General features: G+C 33.6%; 12 protein-coding genes, 1 pseudogene and 1 riboswitch. Of the genes and pseudogenes, 5 read left to right on the plus strand and 8 right to left on the minus strand.

Going from position 1 to position 17220, the window contains the following annotated elements; all coding sequences use genetic code 11:
* The first annotated feature begins 55 nt into the window (after window positions 1-55).
* From ACFCYN_RS13675 to ACFCYN_RS13685, 3 genes are read left to right on the plus strand one after another with little or no spacing between them, the layout of a single operon-like run.
* On the plus strand, window positions 56-1525 hold the full coding sequence (locus ACFCYN_RS13675) for a spore germination protein (RefSeq protein WP_375949843.1): 1470 nt from the start codon (window positions 56-58) through the stop codon (window positions 1523-1525).
* On the plus strand, window positions 1512-2624 hold the full coding sequence (locus ACFCYN_RS13680; RefSeq protein ID WP_172445529.1) for a GerAB/ArcD/ProY family transporter: 1113 nt from the start codon (window positions 1512-1514) through the stop codon (window positions 2622-2624). Before ACFCYN_RS13675 ends, ACFCYN_RS13680 begins: the two co-directional genes overlap by 14 nt.
* Entirely contained in the window at window positions 2621-3718 is a 1098-nt protein-coding gene (locus tag ACFCYN_RS13685; protein ID WP_375949845.1) for a Ger(x)C family spore germination protein, read from the plus strand. Before ACFCYN_RS13680 ends, ACFCYN_RS13685 begins: the two co-directional genes overlap by 4 nt.
* Window positions 3719-3857: 139 nt before the next feature.
* On the opposite strand, the gene ACFCYN_RS13690 is transcribed toward ACFCYN_RS13685, so the two are convergent.
* The 7 genes from ACFCYN_RS13690 to ACFCYN_RS13720 form a co-directional block, all read right to left on the minus strand.
* Window positions 3858-4067 carry a hypothetical protein gene (locus tag ACFCYN_RS13690; protein ID WP_375949847.1) on the minus strand — a complete coding sequence of 70 codons (210 nt, stop codon included), beginning with the start codon at window positions 4065-4067 and terminating at the stop codon, window positions 3858-3860.
* Window positions 4068-4682: 615 nt separating this feature from the next.
* Window positions 4683-8834: a S8 family serine peptidase gene (locus ACFCYN_RS13695; RefSeq protein WP_375949849.1), complete on the minus strand. Its 4152-nt coding sequence runs from the start codon at window positions 8832-8834 to the stop codon at window positions 4683-4685.
* Between the two features lie 529 nt (window positions 8835-9363).
* Window positions 9364-10353 carry an aldo/keto reductase gene (locus tag ACFCYN_RS13700; protein WP_375949851.1) on the minus strand — a complete coding sequence of 330 codons (990 nt, stop codon included), beginning with the start codon at window positions 10351-10353 and terminating at the stop codon, window positions 9364-9366.
* A 56-nt stretch (window positions 10354-10409) separates the two neighbouring features.
* Window positions 10410-10994, minus strand: a complete 585-nt coding sequence (locus tag ACFCYN_RS13705) for a histidine phosphatase family protein (RefSeq protein WP_375949852.1) — start codon at window positions 10992-10994, stop codon at window positions 10410-10412.
* Between the two features lie 477 nt (window positions 10995-11471).
* Window positions 11472-12425 carry an ATP-grasp domain-containing protein gene (locus ACFCYN_RS13710; RefSeq protein ID WP_375949854.1) on the minus strand — a complete coding sequence of 318 codons (954 nt, stop codon included), beginning with the start codon at window positions 12423-12425 and terminating at the stop codon, window positions 11472-11474.
* Window positions 12426-12440: 15 nt separating this feature from the next.
* Entirely contained in the window at window positions 12441-13490 is a 1050-nt protein-coding gene (locus ACFCYN_RS13715) for an LLM class flavin-dependent oxidoreductase (protein ID WP_375949856.1), read from the minus strand.
* A gap of 212 nt (window positions 13491-13702) precedes the next feature.
* A riboswitch (SAM riboswitch) is annotated at window positions 13703-13809 on the minus strand.
* A gap of 328 nt (window positions 13810-14137) precedes the next feature.
* Window positions 14138-14554, minus strand: a complete 417-nt coding sequence (locus tag ACFCYN_RS13720; protein WP_375949858.1) for a MerR family transcriptional regulator — start codon at window positions 14552-14554, stop codon at window positions 14138-14140.
* 260 nt (window positions 14555-14814) lie between these two features.
* Here ACFCYN_RS13720 and ACFCYN_RS13725 point away from each other — a divergent pair, with 260 nt between their 5' ends.
* Together ACFCYN_RS13725 and ACFCYN_RS13730 are read left to right on the plus strand one after the other, a co-directional pair.
* Window positions 14815-15855, plus strand: coding sequence for an NAD(P)-dependent alcohol dehydrogenase (locus tag ACFCYN_RS13725; RefSeq protein ID WP_375949859.1), 1041 nt, complete (start codon window positions 14815-14817; stop codon window positions 15853-15855).
* 152 nt (window positions 15856-16007) lie between these two features.
* Window positions 16008-16421: pseudogene (locus tag ACFCYN_RS13730) on the plus strand (cupin domain-containing protein).
* Window positions 16422-16531: 110 nt separating this feature from the next.
* On the opposite strand, the gene ACFCYN_RS13735 reads toward ACFCYN_RS13730, so the two are convergent.
* Window positions 16532-17029, minus strand: a complete 498-nt coding sequence (locus ACFCYN_RS13735) for a GNAT family N-acetyltransferase (protein ID WP_375949861.1) — start codon at window positions 17027-17029, stop codon at window positions 16532-16534.
* Between the last annotated feature and the right edge of the window lie 191 nt (window positions 17030-17220).

Genomic DNA, 17220 nt, shown 5'->3' on the forward strand with positions numbered 1-17220 from the left:
GTGAATATGTTTACTAATTTAACAAAAGATATTACTAACTGGAGGTGGAAAAATATTGAAAAATGCAGAAACTAATTCCATCCATAAAGATATTAATATTAATTTAAAAAATATAAAAAATGAATTTTCCAATGTATTTGATTTTAAAACAAGAACAATTACATTCAATAATAAACCTCTTTGTATTGCTTTTATCGATACAATTTCAAATAAAGATATTATCAACGAAAAAATTATAAAGATTCTTATTAATATAAAACAAGGTCAAATAATGACTGATCTACCGGTTTCAAATATTACCACCACTACTGATTTCAATGAAATAAGGACCGCTCTTAGTAGTGGAAATACAATTTTAATAACTGATGGGTCAAAAGAAGCATTTATTGTAGATACCGTCTCATTTGAAGTAAGATCATCAGATGAACCTGATAACGAAAAAATTATTACAGGTTCACATGACGGATTTGTTGAGAGTTTAAGTAAAAACATTAATTATCTTAGAAATAGAATTAGAAGTTCGGATTTTAAAATAGAAATGGTACAAGTTGGAGAACCTGGTACAAATGTCGCAATTTTATATATAGACAATATCGTAAATAAAGATATTCTTAACAATGTAAAAAATCGAATAAATTCTATTTACCTCAAAAATACTCTAACTCCTGGAAAGCTAGAAGAATTTATTGAAGATAAGTCCTATTCACCTTTTCCACAATTATTAGAAACTGAACGTCCAGATCGAGTAGTCTCTAATTTAAACGATGGAAAAATTGCCGTGATTGTAGAAGGAAGTCCTACCGTTTCTGTTATGCCTGCTACATTCTTTATGTTTTTTCAAACTCCAGATGATTATAACGGCAGAGTCTTAATTGGGACATTTCTTCGTTTAATTAGACTTTTTAGTTTTTTTATTTGTATTTGTTTACCTGCAATTTATATAGCAATTGTTTCGTTTAGCTATGAAATTCTTCCATATGAATTAGTTACTACCATAAAAAATAGTATCGAATATGTCCCTTTCCATCCATTTGTAGAAGCTATCCTTATGCAATTAACATTAGAATTATTAAGAGAAGCATCCATTCGACTACCAAGTCCAATTGCTCAAACCATTGGTATTGTTGGTGGACTCGTTATAGGTACGGCGATTGTAGAGGCAAATTTAGTTTCAAATACCATGACTGTTGTACTTGCAATTACAGCAGTAGCGTCATTTGTAGTTCCTGTTCACGAAATGAGTTTTTCACTTCGAATACTAAGTTTTCCAATGATGATCGTAGCCTCATTATATGGAATTGTAGGTATAATATTTGGATTAATGCTTATTTTCATCCATTTAGTTAAGCTCGAATCATTTGGTTCTCCATATTTTTCTCCTTTGGCACCAATTCGACTTAAGGACTTAAAGGATACCATTATTCGGGTGCCGTTTTGGAGAATGAAATCTCGACCTACAAATGCACTTCCAAATGATCCTGTTCAAACCGATGGAACGAAGGGGTGGAAAAATGATAATTCATAAAAAAGAAACGATTACATCCTTTCAATTATTTTTTTATATGGTAATCGCACAATTAAATATGGGCATTTTCATTATACCGATGATTCTCTATAAATATGGTAAACATGATGGATGGATCTCCATACTAGTTTCTTGCTTTTTTTCAATCTGTCTAGTCATTCTTTACTCGTTTATTCATAAGCGTTTTCCTAATTTGACCATTTATGAAATTTGTAAACTTTTCTTTGGCAAATGGATTGGTGGATTATTGATTATTAGTTATATTTTGTATTTTATTTATATAAGTTTTCTTATTAATCAATTTTACCTAAGTAGTTTTTCTAAATGGGTCTTTCCAAATACACCTTATTGGGGCATCTTACTTCTATTATTAGTAATTGGTGTCTACTTAGGGAAAGAAAGTTTACGTACCATGACTCGCCTCTTCCAGTTAACATTTTGGGCTATTTTTATTATTTTCTTATTTAGTCTAGACGCATATCAAAGTATAGATTGGAAGTATTTATTACCGATTGGCCAAGTGAATTCTCTTGATATCTTAAATGGAAGCTATCATACTATTTTTTTGTCAGCTGGATTTGAATGCCTATTGGTTGTCTATCCATTTGTTAAGGATCACCACAGAAAAACAATTAAAAGTACAGTGTTCTCTGTATTATTTGTCACAATTATTTATCTATTTATTGTCATTTTATGTATTGGATTCTTCAGTCCAAAAGAAATGAAGCTAATACCGGAACCAACGATTTATTTATTTAAAACATTAACTTTCTTCCAAGAATTAGAGCGACTTGATTTATTATTCCTATCAATTTGGTTTGTTGTAATTGCTTCATCATATGTAGTTTATTTATTTTTAGCGAGTGTTGGCATATCAAATTTATTAAACTTACATAAAAATCAATCTCTACCTATCTTTACGATTTGCTTGATCATCTTTCTAGGTGGAAATTTCCTACCAGTTTCTAGAGATTTTATGCAAAAACTTTTAACTATTTTTTCGTTTGCTAGTGTCTGTTTTTTAATTGTCATTCCTCTTTTAATATTATGTATTTCCCTTCTTTTTAAAATCAAAAGTAAGGAAGTTAAAGTTATATGAAAAAATCCCGTTACATTCCTTTTTTATTAGTCTTTTTTTTAACAGGGTGTTGGGATCAGCACTCATTAAAAGACTCTGCTCTAGTATTAAGTATTGCTTTGGATCAGGCTCCTAAAAATAAAATTAAAACAACTGCACTTATTAGAACTAGTGTTTCTAAAGGTGGTGAAACTGAAGCAATCAATTACATTGCAAAAGAGGAAGGCTATTCAGTAAGAGATGCACGACATAAAATTGATTATCAAATACCAGGGAACTTTTCTGCCAACAAATTATTAGTTATGCTACTTGGCGAAGACCTTGCGAAAAACAATTTGTATCCCTACTTTGATAATTTTTTTCGATATATTAGAAGCTCACTTACCTCGCGTGTAGTTATTGTAAAGGGTCAGGCATCCAGTATTTTAGAAATGAAAACTTACAAGGATATATTGATCGGCGAATCACTTTTAGAAATGATTGAAAGTGCCGAAAATCTTTCCTTAATCCCAAAGGAGACTCAAGAATCGATTTATAAAAAAATGGATGATCCAGGTTATGATTTAGTCCTACCCTATTTAGAAAAAACAGATGACGAAACACTTAAGATTAAAGGTGTAGGTCTTTTACAAAATAATAAATTCACTGGAAAAATACTCGATGAATACCAGTCCAAATTACTTTTATTAATGCAAGACAAAAAAGGCACAGCAATGAGCTTTTCTGAACAAATTAATGAGAATAAAGAGGTTGTCTCATTTAAAGTAAAAAACGAAAACAGAAGCCTCAAAACGAAAATTGTAAACGGTCAACCTGAGGTCAACATTGATATACAAATTAAGATTGATCTAAATGAATACACTGGTGGAAATTTAGCTAGTGATAAAAAGAAAAAAGAAATTGAAGAAAAAATTACTAGGAAAATGGAAGATGAAATGAAAGAAGTAATAAACATTCTTCAAGAAGCAAATTGTGATGCATTAGGAATTGGCAGGCATTTAATGGCATATCATTCAAAAACATGGGAGAAGTTAAATTGGGAAAAAGAATATTCAAAGGTTCCTTTTAAGATCACTAATAAAGTAATTATGACCACACGCGGCATTATGTTTTGAGGAAAATAAATTTAACTTCTCAATTAATCTAATGCAGCGACCCATTTTGGGGCGTTGCATTTAATTTTCATCACACAAAAAAGCCCATCCCTTTATACACTTAGGTTTGAGTTTCTTCATCTTTATGATCCCATCTTACTTAACTTAGCAATAATTCACAAAGTTCATCATGAATACACTGCCCTCTTAAACCTTTTAATAGATAAGTATATTCAACGTCTATATCTGCTTTTTGTAAAGCTTTTTTAAATGAATCAAATGTGACATTAAAATCTGCATCTAATATGCCTTCAAGTCCTTCTAATTCTTCCTCAATATCTTTTCGTTTACCTTCAAAAATCTGTAGCAATTCCAGTATAGAGAATTATAAATTGTATTCACGAGTAAAAAACAAACTTAGCCCTACACTAGAATCCACACTAGTTGGTTACCATTTAAATATTTGATTATAGTATTATTTTACAGTTTACTACCCTTCAAAATCACCTCCAATATACTAATCTAACTAAACGAAAAAATACCTCCTTATCTATCAACTTAATTGCAAAATCCGTGCCAATATCAAATCATGATGAAACCAATAAAATAATTCATATATTTCTCTTCGATTAGACTGAGTTATTTTAAAATCTACTCATTTCAGTTATTTTCGACTCAATAATTATTGTTTCTTCTGTTTAATTTCAAACTATTGTCTAAAATTCATTATGTATATTTCAATAAACTTTTCTAAATTACCTTGAGTCATATTCCCTATACTCATTTGCTTTATACTTAAAAAATTAGATTCTTGGGTAGAGGTATCAATTAATCGGTTTTTCAGTATAAGAGTTTCTAATCACGGTTTATCGGTTGATTGTCATCAATAAACAGTAACATGAATCTCCCTCTTCTTTTGTATAAAAAAAGACTCCGGTTTAGCACCGAAGCCAATTAAAATCTAAAGATATTACTTTATTAAATATTAATTTATTCCCAGTTCCTTCTTAATACTTTCTAAAGTTTGTGATTTATATTTCTTTTTAGGTGTTGGTGAATTTCCAATTGAAGTATTTCGCATTAAGTAATTATTCTCCACAAATGCCATATCTTTTTCATCAACTACACCATCATTGTTAATGTCTGCATCTCGTTTATTTGTACCCCAATAAACTTGTAAATAGATTGCATCCATTACATCAATCACTTCGTCTTTATTTACATCACCTGCATGGTTTTCATCCAAATGTGCTAACATTTGTACCCCAGCAGAATCGCCATTGATGTCTCTATTTATTTTCGTAGTTAATTTACTTGTAAGATGACCTGGCACTTTCACATATATGTCATAAGCTTTATCAGATAAAGGTATGTTATCAATCGTAAAGTATCCATTTGGAGTAATACTCGACGCATTAAATGTTTTACCATTTACATCTTGAGCGTAAACTTTTGCTCCAATCTTTGAGAAATCAATCGTCGGATCAAGCTGACCATTTTTCATGAAAGCTTCCGACATAATATTTCCATTTACAATTGATTGATTTGGTAAAACATTAAACGATTTATCTTTAAAGCCGCGAATTAATGTAGTCGCCGTAGCATTTGATGTTTTCTTATATTTAAATGATGTTACATCAAATAAATAGCCGGTCTTTGAATAAAGTTTATCATTTGTCAATTTAAACGTGACATCTATAAAAGGTAAGTCTTTATCAATAATTAAATTTCCTTGATCAATGGAGGCTCCTAATTTAACAGCTCCTGAACTTAATACAGGTGCTGTTAAATTAACTTTCACACCTTTTTCGTTAGCATATTTTTGAAATGCGTCGTTAATTTTAACATTTTGTAATGTAAAGTTGTCTTTATAAAAAGGCACAGTGTACTCTCCGGAAGCGAATTGTTTTATATTGTTTATATTCAATGTCATTGTTATTTCATCACCAAGTCGGAGCTTATCTTTATTATAGGTTGGTACTGTATATTCAGTCCCCTCTTTTATGAACTTATAGTTCTTAATGCCTTGTGGATAACCATCAGATGCCGTTGCATCATCAAAGGCAAAAAGGTTGGAATCGATGTAACTCATTTTGTCTAATTCACTCTTTGTTGCAGGCATTCTAAAATTGCCATCTTTATCAATCGTAAGTAAATAATAGTTATAGAAGTTATACTCCCACCAAAGTACACCATTAGTAGATTGATCAATATTTACACCTTTCTGTTTGAGTACATCAACCGTTGAATCGTAAATGTTTCCATGTACCCATATTGCAGGACCATCTATACCAGGTTCAGTCGTAAACATTGAATCATTTACTTCGTATAGACCAGGTTTCATCGATAACTCTACTTTTGGAGGCGTATTGTCAATCATTACAATCGCATCCTTACTGTACGATTTACCTTGTTCATCATACCCAATCATTTCAAAAAGATAATCTCCTTCCGGTAGTTTCTTCTTTTCATCGGAAATTGGGTGATTTTTATCATTTGTGAACAAATAAACTTCACCAGTAAATAGTGCATTAATGTAATAATCCCTATCTGTTAATAAGTTATCTGCGTTCATACTTCCTACAATTCCAATTGGCTCACCTGTTTTCCCATCTTTTACTAATACATCAATCGTTTTTAATGGGCTTGACAATTTGAAATAGACAGTTGTGTATGGCGTCCAATACGGGTGTTGATTATCTGGATTGTTGGAAATCATTGGTCTTCCCAATCTCATATATTCAAACCCTTTATCTCGTAAACTAATTGAAAATGGAATTTGATAGTTTTCTTCTTTATTCTTTGAATTGACAAAACGTATAAATCCTTCATACCTTCCGAATGCCGCATTTTTAGGTATAGAAATCGTCGGATTAATTTCTGCAGATTTTCCTGCTTCTACCGACACTGTACTTGGTACCTTTAATTGCACTCCATTTTTGACTGCATCTTGAACATCGCCTTTTGCACTCGATAACTCAACACTAACGTCGTACTTCTTTGACTCTTGTTTATTGTGATTCTCAATGACAACTTTTCGACTGTCTTCAATTTTCTTAGCTTCTCCTACATAGTGAGTTCCAAAAGCAATTGAACCTGTTTCTTCATCAATTTCGACTAAGTTGCCGTCTTGTTCATTCATCGTTTTGTCCTTAACTTTTAGTAATGTATCAGAGTGGACTGCCTCATATACATCAATTCTACCAGCCCCAACTTCATTAACAGCATAATCCCCATTCATTTTATCTGCTGTATTCATTAATGCTTCTTTTACTTCAAAAGGTGTATAATCAGGATGTGCCTGCAAGATTAAAGCTGCAGCTCCAGCTACGTGTGGAGTAGCCATTGATGTTCCTGAAAGACGACCATATGCCATATCGTAATTCGTCCCGTCCTGTTTATCATTAATGTATTCAGGAAGTGTAGAGAATATCGCTACACCAGGTCCTACGACATCTGGTTTAATGTCATCAGTTCCTTCTGCTGGACCTCTTGAACTAAAATCAGCTAGGTGATCTCCTTCTGATTTTACGCTACCTAATGTTTCGAATTTAATTTCTTTTTGTCCTTTTAAAAGTTCTCCGTCAGCTTTAGAGATGCGGAAGGTTGGAATGTAATTCGGTCCCTCACCAATATAGACATCTATATTTCCATCAACATTGTTATATAAAATGGCTGCTTTTGCACCAGCTGCTTTCGCATTTTGTACTTTTTCATCTAAAGTATAGTTTCCGCGCTGGATCAGTGCTACCTTACCTGCTACATCTTTATTTGTATAATCGCTTTTTGCTCCTAATCCTACATCAACAATTGGTAAAGTCGTATTCTGAAGTTCTTCTAATTTATCTGTATAATTTTCAGCTAATAACTGCATACTAGTAAACTTTTGATCTCCAGCACTTGCATTATATGTTGGAATTGTAAGCGACACATCGCTTGCCCCAACCGTTATTGCTAAGGCAGCTGCTCCAGGAGCACCAAGTGTTTTTTCATCAGGACCCGCATTTCCAGCAGCAACGCATGCAACAGTACCTGCAAGCATCGCATTGTTAATCGCAATCGATGTCGGATTAAGTGGGTCGTTAACACTTGAACCTAACGATAAGTTAATAACATCCATTCCATCTTTAACAGCCTTATCAATCCCTGCAATAACTGCATCATTTGTCCCACTACCATACGGTCCTAATACTCTGTACACATATAGATCAACGTCAGGAGCGACTCCCATTACTGCAGAAGGTGAGTTGTTTGTTTTTTGCGCTCCAATAGATCCTGATACGTGTGTTCCATGGAAAGTATAATAACTATTACCAGTTGTATCGGTTTCTGGCTTTCCAGAAGCCTTCCAATCTTTATACGTTGTCTCCATTGGATCCGAGTCATTATCAACAAAATCGTAACCGCCTTTAAAAATTCCTTTTAAATCAGGATGGTTGTAGTCAATACCTGTATCAATTACTCCTACTTTAACTCCTTTACCAGTAATGTTCTCTTCATGAAGCTTGTCCGCACCGATTTGTGGAAGGCTATCATCTACTTTAGTTGGTGTAGATGTTTGCATTTCATCAGCCTCTTTTGGATCATCAAGCTTCACTGATGTATCTTCCCAAATTCGTTTAACAACACCCGTACTTAGTAGTTGAGAAACAGCTGTTCCAGGCAATGTCATCGCTACACCATTGAAAGCATTATCGAACTCTCTTGTGATCTTAGCGTCATTCATTTTTACTACTTTCCGCTCATTCTGACTCTTTACTTTTGCCCACTCAGATTTAAATTTAGAATGAACACTTTCCTGTTGATTTTTTGCGGAAGAAAGCGACAATTCTTTCCCTTTCAATGCTTGTTTTAAAACTTCTACCTTTGCAGGAGCCTGATTAAACTCAACAATAACTTTTACTAGCTCTGAACTATCCTGGTTAATATTAGGAGAAATAACGAATCCAGGAGAAACGTCGAGATCTTTTAATGCCTTCCGTTGTTCATCCGTTAAGTTTAATAACATTTTTTTAACATCTTTTTCATTATTCTGACTTTTAGTTTCAGCAATTACCTTATAATGAACTCCTGTAGAAAATAATAAACTAGTGATGATTGTACTAGTTAGTACATGTCTAATATTTAGTATTTTCATATCTTTCCTCCTGATTATTAATATTTGTTAAACATAACTAAACTTGTTATATACATGTTTAAAAATACACACCAACAAAAAAGTATGTTCAAAACGAATGGGTAACAACAGAACTAACTTTATTCGAACACTTAAAAAGAGTATGTACTGCAAAACTACTAATAATTTAATTTTCACAACTCCTATGTGATTCATTTACTACTAGTTTTGACATTTACAAGGAACATACAATTATGGAATACTGTTTGAAGACGGTAGACATCATTTGTCTTTCAAAAGAAAAAAAGTTTAAAATTATTTACTCTACTCCCCCCCTTCTTGGTTTCATTCCCATTCTAACTTGATTATATGGAAAGTTGACTGTTTCCATATTTTGTAAAAAACTATCATTTCAACTATATTTATCGACAAAATTCAAAATATTCAGTTTTATGTTTAATTGATTTTATAGCAATTGAATAAAACATAAAAACCCCTGACTTCCAATAAGGAAATCAGAGGATGTTAACACTTTATCTTTGAGATTACATTAATTAATATTTAAAGCACCGACTACCGGATGTGGAACATAAGGCTCTTCCAAATAAGCAACCTCTTCAGCAGTTAACTTAACCGATAAAGCCACCACTGAATCTTCTAAATGAGAAATTTTAGTGGCACCAATAATTGGAGCAGTAACTGGTTGCTTCTGTAGTAACCAGGCAAGTGCGATTTGTGATTTTGATACGCCTTGTTTTTCGGCGATTTCTGCAACTCGCTCTACTACAAGTCTGTCAGTATTTTCAGTAGCTCCATATTTAGATTTCTGAGTTTCATCCGTTTCAGATCTTAGTGTCGTATTAGACCAATCACGTGTTAATCTACCTGAAGCAAGAGGACTATATGGAATTACACCAATTTTTTCTTCTTTACAAAGAGGTAGCATCTCTCTTTCCTCTTCGCGGTATATAAGGTTAAGATGATTTTGCATTGTTACAAATCTAGTCCAACCATTTTTTTCAGCGACATGTAAAGCTTTCAAGAATTGCCATGCATACATAGCAGAAGCACCGATATATCTTACCTTACCAGCCTTCACTAAATCATGCAGTGCCTCCATTGTTTCTTCAATGGGAGTATGATAATCCCAACGATGGATTTGGTATAAATCCACATAATCTGTTCCTAGACGCTTAAGACTTTTATCAATTTCGCTCATAATATGCTTTCGGGAAAGTCCTGAGCCGTTAGCACCTTGATGCATAGGAAAATAAACTTTCGTTGCAAGAACGATTTCGTCTCTATTTGCATAATCTTTTAAAGCTCGACCTACAAACTCTTCACTAGTTCCCTCTGAATAGACGTTCGCTGTATCAAAAAAATTAATCCCTAAATCAAGTGCTTTTTTTATGATTGTCCGGCTACTTTCTTCATCAATAACCCATGGATGGATCCAACGATTTGCATCTCCAAACCCCATACAACCAAGGCAAAGTCTAGATACTTCTAATCCTGTATTTCCAAGTTTTGTATATTCCATCAAAATATCCTCACCTTCAATAATATGTAATCTATTAATATTAAAACTAACCCAATCTATACTTGGACTATATCGCTTAAATTATGATTAATAATCTCTACTAATTTAAATTCTTTTTTCTCATATTCAAATTTCAAAATGCAACAATTCCCGATTCTTACTTGTTGTGAAATTGAACTAGTATGCTCCCAATATCTCATAAAATTTCTACAAGCCGCCCCATGAGATACCGCTAAAACTACTTCGTTATCCTCTTCCATTATTTGTTGGCAAGTAGTTGCAATTCTTAGTTGGAGGTCTTTTTGATCTTCCCCGCCAAACTGAACAAAGAAGTCACCGTATGGTAACTGTGGATTTAAATCTTCACTTTCACCTTCAAACGTTCCAAAGTTCCATTCCTTTAATCCTTTTAATCTTGTATACGGCAAATCCGTCACAAGCTCTAACGTATCACTTGCTCTTTCAGATGTAGAGCAATAGGCGTGATCAAAAACAATATTATTGTCTTTAAAGTATGCACCAGCAGTCTCTGCTTGTTTAATTCCTAACTCTGTAAGTGGTGAATCGCACCAACCTTGAATTTTCCTTCTACTATTAAATAATGTTTGCCCATGCCTCATTAGATACAAAGTCTTTTTCATTTGCATCCCCCTATTTGAATGTTAATAGAACCTTTTCATAATCAAGTCCTCAGAAACGGAGCCAATTGAACTTCTTTCATTTCTAGCTTAAAAATTCAGATCAACTTACAATCTTATATTATCAATATATTAAATTTAATCGTTAGCATATTCCTCTCAATTAATTGCCTATTTCTCTTAATTCAATAAAGTGATTCGTAAATTTTTCTATTCAACTATGAAATTAAATCAATCGATCTCTTTTTTTAATTGAGAACTTTGTTAATTAAACGAAAGGAAGGGTATTTTTCATATTAATTGCGATTCTCTAAATACTCTCCGATAAGTGTGCCTGTAGTTTAATATAAAGATAATTGCACCTATACTTATACCTAAAATTGGAATCTACTTCAATTTCCCCTCACAGTTGCCAATAAAAAAAGGCCAAACCTCATTTTTCATAGGTTTAGGCCATTAGCTATTCATTCTTTTTCTAAATTAAGCATTTACGTTAGTATAATTTTCTTCCAACGTTTTCTTTAAATATAAAGCTGCTTCGAGCATACCAAATTTCCCTGCTTTTTCTTCTGCATCAGAATTATAGTTCGTGTTTGTATTAATATCGTAAGTATAAATTTCACCTTCAGCATTTCTTATAAATTCGATTCCAGCAATCTGGATACTGTTGTTAGCTAGAACTTCTTTATATTTAGTTAAAATTTCGTCATCAAATCCTTCAATGACTTGGAACTTAGGTTTTTCTTCTACTTCTTCACCTACTGGACAGAATAAATCTCCAATTTGGCATGCGTCTGCTGGACAAAGTTCAAATCCTTCTGAAGTATCAACTTTAACAGCATAAACAAAGTTTCCACCTACAAACTCACAACGAGTGATGTAGCTTTCTGGGGATAGAATGTATTCTTGAATAAGTGTAATGCCATCGACTGGCTCTTCGAAAGTAGGCCCTTCCACATAAGCTTTTAATGCTTCTACACTATGGAATAATTGAACACCTAATCCTTTACCAGCACGATTATGCTTTGTGATAAATGACTGTCCTGCAAATTTTTCAGCCGCGTTAATAATATTTTGTTTTCCAACAGCTGCAATTGTTTTTGGCGTCTTTACACCATATTTATTTAATTCTAAGTATTGTAAAACCTTACTAACTTCTAGCTTTAAAGCGCTTGTTCCATTTAATACCGTACGCCCATGTGCCTCAAGCCAAGCTAATACTTGCCCTGTTAATTCAGCTGCAAAACGATGATCACGTGTATGAGAAGAAGCGCTCATTCGGCTGTAGAAGATTCCTTCTGGTGGTGCTACTGATAAATCAACCGTTCCTTCATCTAAGTGCCATTCTTCATAAGGAACACCTAGCTCCTCTAATCTTTTTGTTAAATGTAGTGTCCATTCACTATTTTCATGTATAACGTATACTTTGCTCATTTTCATATCCCCATTCTAGCTATTTATTAAACTACGTTTTTGTTCTACTAAAGGCATAACTTGCTTAGAAAAGCGTTCCATTTCCTCTAGTTGAGGAGAGAATTGTAATAATAGTAAGTCTAAGCCCGCTTCTTCGTATTGTAAAATTCGATCTGCAATTTGTTCAGGCGTACCAACTAAATTTGGTCTTAACCCACGATTTGAAACCGAATAATCTTGTAATTGTATTTGTTGCTCTAATTGTGATTTTGTTGTGAAATCTTTAAACCCTGCATAACCGCTTGATTCCTTTACGGATGTGATTTTTTCAAGCTCTGCAAAAGCTTCTTCTTCTGTATCGCGGCAAATAACATAAGCAGCCATACCGAAAGAACTAAATGGTGCATTAGTAGTTTGTTCACGGCGAACTTTCATATCATTTATTTTTCGAGCAATCTCTTCAACTGTTCCACCGTGCATCACATAAGCATCACATTTTTCAGCAATTGTTTGCTTACCTTTTTCACTTTCACCTCCAGCATAGAGCAGTGGATTAGGTCTTTGAACAGGTTTTGGAGCAAGCTTCGTTTCTTTTAAATTATAAAATTGGCCAGAATAATTGAAGGTTTCTTCTGTCCATAACCCTTTTAGAACATCAATAAACTCTTCAGTTCGCGCATAACGCTCATCGTGCTCTGTAAAAATGCCACCGTATTGACGCGCTTCTTCTGCCCACCAAGCAGAAACTACGTTTAACGTAAAACGGCCATTACTGATTTGATCGATATTTGCTGCCATTTTCGCTGTTACAGCTGGATTATGAAAACCAGGGCGTATTGCTGTCATAATTTCAATTTTTTCCGTCACTGCTGCTAGAGCAGCTGCAGTCGACCAAGCTTCAAGTGAATCATGTTCTGGTCCTTTTATATCATTTAAATATAATTCAGCTATTAAAGTAGTTGAGTAGCCCCATTTTTCTGCTGATTGAATAACTTCTTTAGCATAATCAAAGGTTGGTGGCATCTTTTCGTCGTCCACATTTCTTAACCATCCTCCAAAAATCGGTAACCAAAAACCATATTTCATTTCTATTCTCTCCCTTATTATTCATCTAAACAAGTTAACTATCAACTAAGCTTGCATTTTGTTTAAATAAAAAATTTTATAAAAGTAAGTTATAAAACAAATTCCTTAATATCTTGTAGAATGATTAAGAGATCCCCCCTGTAATTGAAAAGTATATAAAAACATAAAAAGCCTCTTTCATTCAGAAAGAGGCATCGGAAACGATTGTTTTCGACTTATCTATCAGAATGATTTCATTCTGCAGGAAGTGGCACCGTTCCTTTTCAAGGAGGTTGCCGGACGTCATAGGGCCTGATCCCTCGGTCACTCTCGATAAGTTTCTGTTATGTAATTTCATTAATTGAATAATAAATCCTAGTAAACTGATTGTCAATATCGGATTTTAAGTTCCTCTATATTGATAACGCTTTCATCGGTGTTGTTATTAGAAAAAATAAAATTTTATAAATTTTTTATAATATATAATAATTGTTCGTTTACGAGTTGAGATTTGCCTTTACATTTGTGTATATGTTTAGATTTTTGGAGTCATCGATCAACAACAAAATCAGGTTTACATACTGATCAAGTTTAAATTGATTAGTTGACTCAAAAAAATAATGACCACTAATTCATAACTCATTTATGAATCGGTGGGGGGCTTTTAGTTACTGACAATTCAAAGTTTCTTTTTTATTGTTTTTTAAAATATTTTCCGTTCCTGCTTCTAAAGCAATTTGATAATATGAACATTTGTACTCGATAATTTCCATAGTTTTTTTTAATTCTTCCATCTGTGCTTCTACATTCGCTTTTCTTTCCATAAACAAGTCATATCTTAGTTGTAATGTGGAATCTCCATCAGAACACCATTCTATGAAATTTTTAATTTCCTTTATTGGCATCCCTGTAGATTTCAGACACTCAATTATTTTTAACGCCTCTATATCAGATTCTTTAAAAACTCGTATACCACTGGTTGTCCGTTCCACAAAAGGCATAAGCCCTTCTTTGTCATAGTATCGCAAAGTATATACAGTAAGTTTCAATTCTTTTGCTACTTCCCCGATTGAATATGTTTTCAACACTTATCTTCCTCTCTTTATGATTTAGCCCCTGAGCCAACTCTATTATTATGAAGGGATTTTATCACGTTATTTTTTTTATGTCACAAAAAAGAAACTTGGATTCCTCAAAAAAATAATTTAATCGCTTGACCTAGAGTTAACTAGAGGGATTATGATGATGGTGCAAGAGAATAAATTTAAGGTAAATATCCAAGTAGAGTTTAACCTGAGTGATTTGTTTTGTTCTCTTTATAAATATTTTTTAGGAGGTTTTATTTATGATAACTGCAAAAGCAAGAGCTGTAGATGGTCCTGACAAGTCCTTTCGAGCTTCTGAGATTAAACGACGTGATCTTGATTTAAATGATGTTCTAATTGAAATAAAATACGCTGGAATTTGCCATTCCGACATTCATACTGCACATGGAGAATGGGGTCATGTGCACTACCCACTTGTACCGGGACATGAAATTGCCGGAATAGTAACGGATGTAGGAGCAGAGGTAGCGAAATACAAGGTTGGCGATCGAGTTGGTGTTGGTTGTATGGTTGACTCATGCGGCGATTGTGAAAACTGCCGTAAAGGAGAAGAACAATACTGTCTTAAAGGAAATACACCTACTTATGCTGGCGTTGACAAATATGGCGAGCCAACTCAGGGTGGTTACTCAACCCACATCGTTGTAACAGAAGATTTCGTGGTTAAAATACCTGATAACATTGAACTTGATGTTGCTGCACCATTACTTTGTGCAGGTATCACTACATATTCTCCATTAAACCATTGGGGAGCAGGGCCTGGTAAGAAGGTCGCTGTAATTGGTATGGGTGGACTTGGGCATATGGCAGTTAAAATTGCACATGCACTCGGTGCAGAGGTAACCGTTCTGTCACAAACATTGAACAAAAAAGACGACGGTTTACAATTTGGAGCAAGCCACTATTACGCTACAAACGATTCAGAAACATTTAAAAATCTTGCAGGAACCTTTGATTTAATTATTAACACTGTAAGTGCAAAAATAAATATGGATGCTTATTTAAGGCTACTCAGTCTAGATGGTACGCTAGTAAATGTCGGTGCCCCAGCAGAGCCGTTATCTCTAAGTGTTTTTTCACTTATAGGTCATCGTCGTTCATTTGCAGGCTCTATGATTGGAGGAATTCGTGAGACTCAAGAGATGTTAGACTTCTGTGGAAAACATAACATTGTCCCTAACATTGAAGTTATTTCTGCCGATCACATTGACGAAGCATACAAGCGAGTTTTAGCATCAGATGTGAAATATCGATTCGTGATCGACACTAGCACAATTTAATAGTTTTTAAAGAGATGTCCCAAAAGCATAGTTTTTGAGACATCTTTTTACTATAGACTGGCTAAAGAAATAACTTATTTAAAACAACAGATGTAGCCATTAATGATATTCGTCCAACTGTTTGATTAGATATAAGTTTAAGAGAAAATAAAATGATAAAACATGAAGAAGTAAAAAATGGTGTCATATTCCCTGTCGGCTAAAAAAATGAAGCATTTGCACAATTTTTTGTAGGACAAAGTTATCTTAAAACCTTAATTGCCGATCCAAATGTAAATGTTGGTGTTGGTAATGTGACCTTTGAGCCAGGTTGCAGAAATAATTGGCATGTCCATCGAGATGGATTTCAAATTTTTTAGTAACTGGTGGGGAAGGTTGGTACCAAGAAGAAGGGAATCCCGCACAATTCTTAAAGGCCGGGGATGTAATCATCACTCACGATGGCGTGAAGCATTGGCATGGTGCTGCGAAAGATAGTTGGTTTTTAGCACATTGCAATAACTGCAGGTACCCCAGAATGGTTGAAACCTGTTACAGATGAAGAATATGAAACTTCTACTAAATAAATTTCAAATAGTAACGCGTCGAAACATTGTATTCGATGCGTTACTATTGTCGATGATTCATTGACCAAACAGTGACCAACTTTTCATCTCAATATTTGTTATACAATCTATTAATTGGCCTCTTTTAATTTAACTAAATTATACCAACTCACTCCACCATGTTTTGAATCAGATAAACCATGATTTACAAATCCTAGCTTTTCATAAAAAGAAACTAATTCCTGTTTGCATGTTAAAGTAATTCCTAATCTTTCGTTTTCCTCTACAAGCTCGTCCATTTTTTCAATTAAGTTTTTTGCAATCCCTTGTTTTCTTGCCTGTTTGGAAACTGCCAATCCTAAAATACTTTGATAGCCACCTTGATCCGGATTCAATTTAATTTTCTCAAAAAGATCATCTGTTATATACGGTTGGTTAATGATTGGGCCATTAATATAACCAAGAATCTCCCCGTCTTTTTCGGCAACAATAAATGTATCAGGGATTAATTGAATCCTCTCTATAAACGCTTCTTTTGTAGCAGCTTCTTCTTTTGAAAAGCCTTCATTTTCAATCGTTATTAACTGTTTTAAATCTGAACTTTGAACATTTCTTAAAGATAATACCATTGCTAGATCCCCTTTTTATGACTTTACTTTTCGAGTACTGATTATATTATATATCACCGTTCAATAAATAAGGATTCTTTTAAAATATGTATTGAATGATAAACCCTACTGGAGTATTCATTTTAAAAGCATACACGTAAACCCATGTGGGCCACCCATATTCTCAGTTTTTAGGACGGCCCTTTGTATGT

Source organism: Gottfriedia sp. NPDC056225, from assembly GCF_042267765.1.
In the GTDB taxonomy this organism is placed as follows: Bacteria; Bacillota; Bacilli; order Bacillales; family Bacillaceae_G; genus Gottfriedia.

Coding starts and splice junctions, on each gene's coding strand:
- ACFCYN_RS13680 (WP_172445529.1), top strand. CDS start 1,512: ATGATAATTCATAAAAAAGAAACGATTACATCCTTTCAATTATTTTTT.
- ACFCYN_RS13685 (WP_375949845.1), top strand. CDS start 2,621: ATGAAAAAATCCCGTTACATTCCTTTTTTATTAGTCTTTTTTTTAACA.
- ACFCYN_RS13695 (WP_375949849.1), bottom strand. CDS start 8,834: ATGAAAATACTAAATATTAGACATGTACTAACTAGTACAATCATCACT.
- ACFCYN_RS13700 (WP_375949851.1), bottom strand. CDS start 10,353: ATGGAATATACAAAACTTGGAAATACAGGATTAGAAGTATCTAGACTT.
- ACFCYN_RS13705 (WP_375949852.1), bottom strand. CDS start 10,994: ATGAAAAAGACTTTGTATCTAATGAGGCATGGGCAAACATTATTTAAT.
- ACFCYN_RS13710 (WP_375949854.1), bottom strand. CDS start 12,425: ATGAGCAAAGTATACGTTATACATGAAAATAGTGAATGGACACTACAT.
- ACFCYN_RS13715 (WP_375949856.1), bottom strand. CDS start 13,490: ATGAAATATGGTTTTTGGTTACCGATTTTTGGAGGATGGTTAAGAAAT.
- ACFCYN_RS13725 (WP_375949859.1), top strand. CDS start 14,815: ATGATAACTGCAAAAGCAAGAGCTGTAGATGGTCCTGACAAGTCCTTT.
- ACFCYN_RS13735 (WP_375949861.1), bottom strand. CDS start 17,029: ATGGTATTATCTTTAAGAAATGTTCAAAGTTCAGATTTAAAACAGTTA.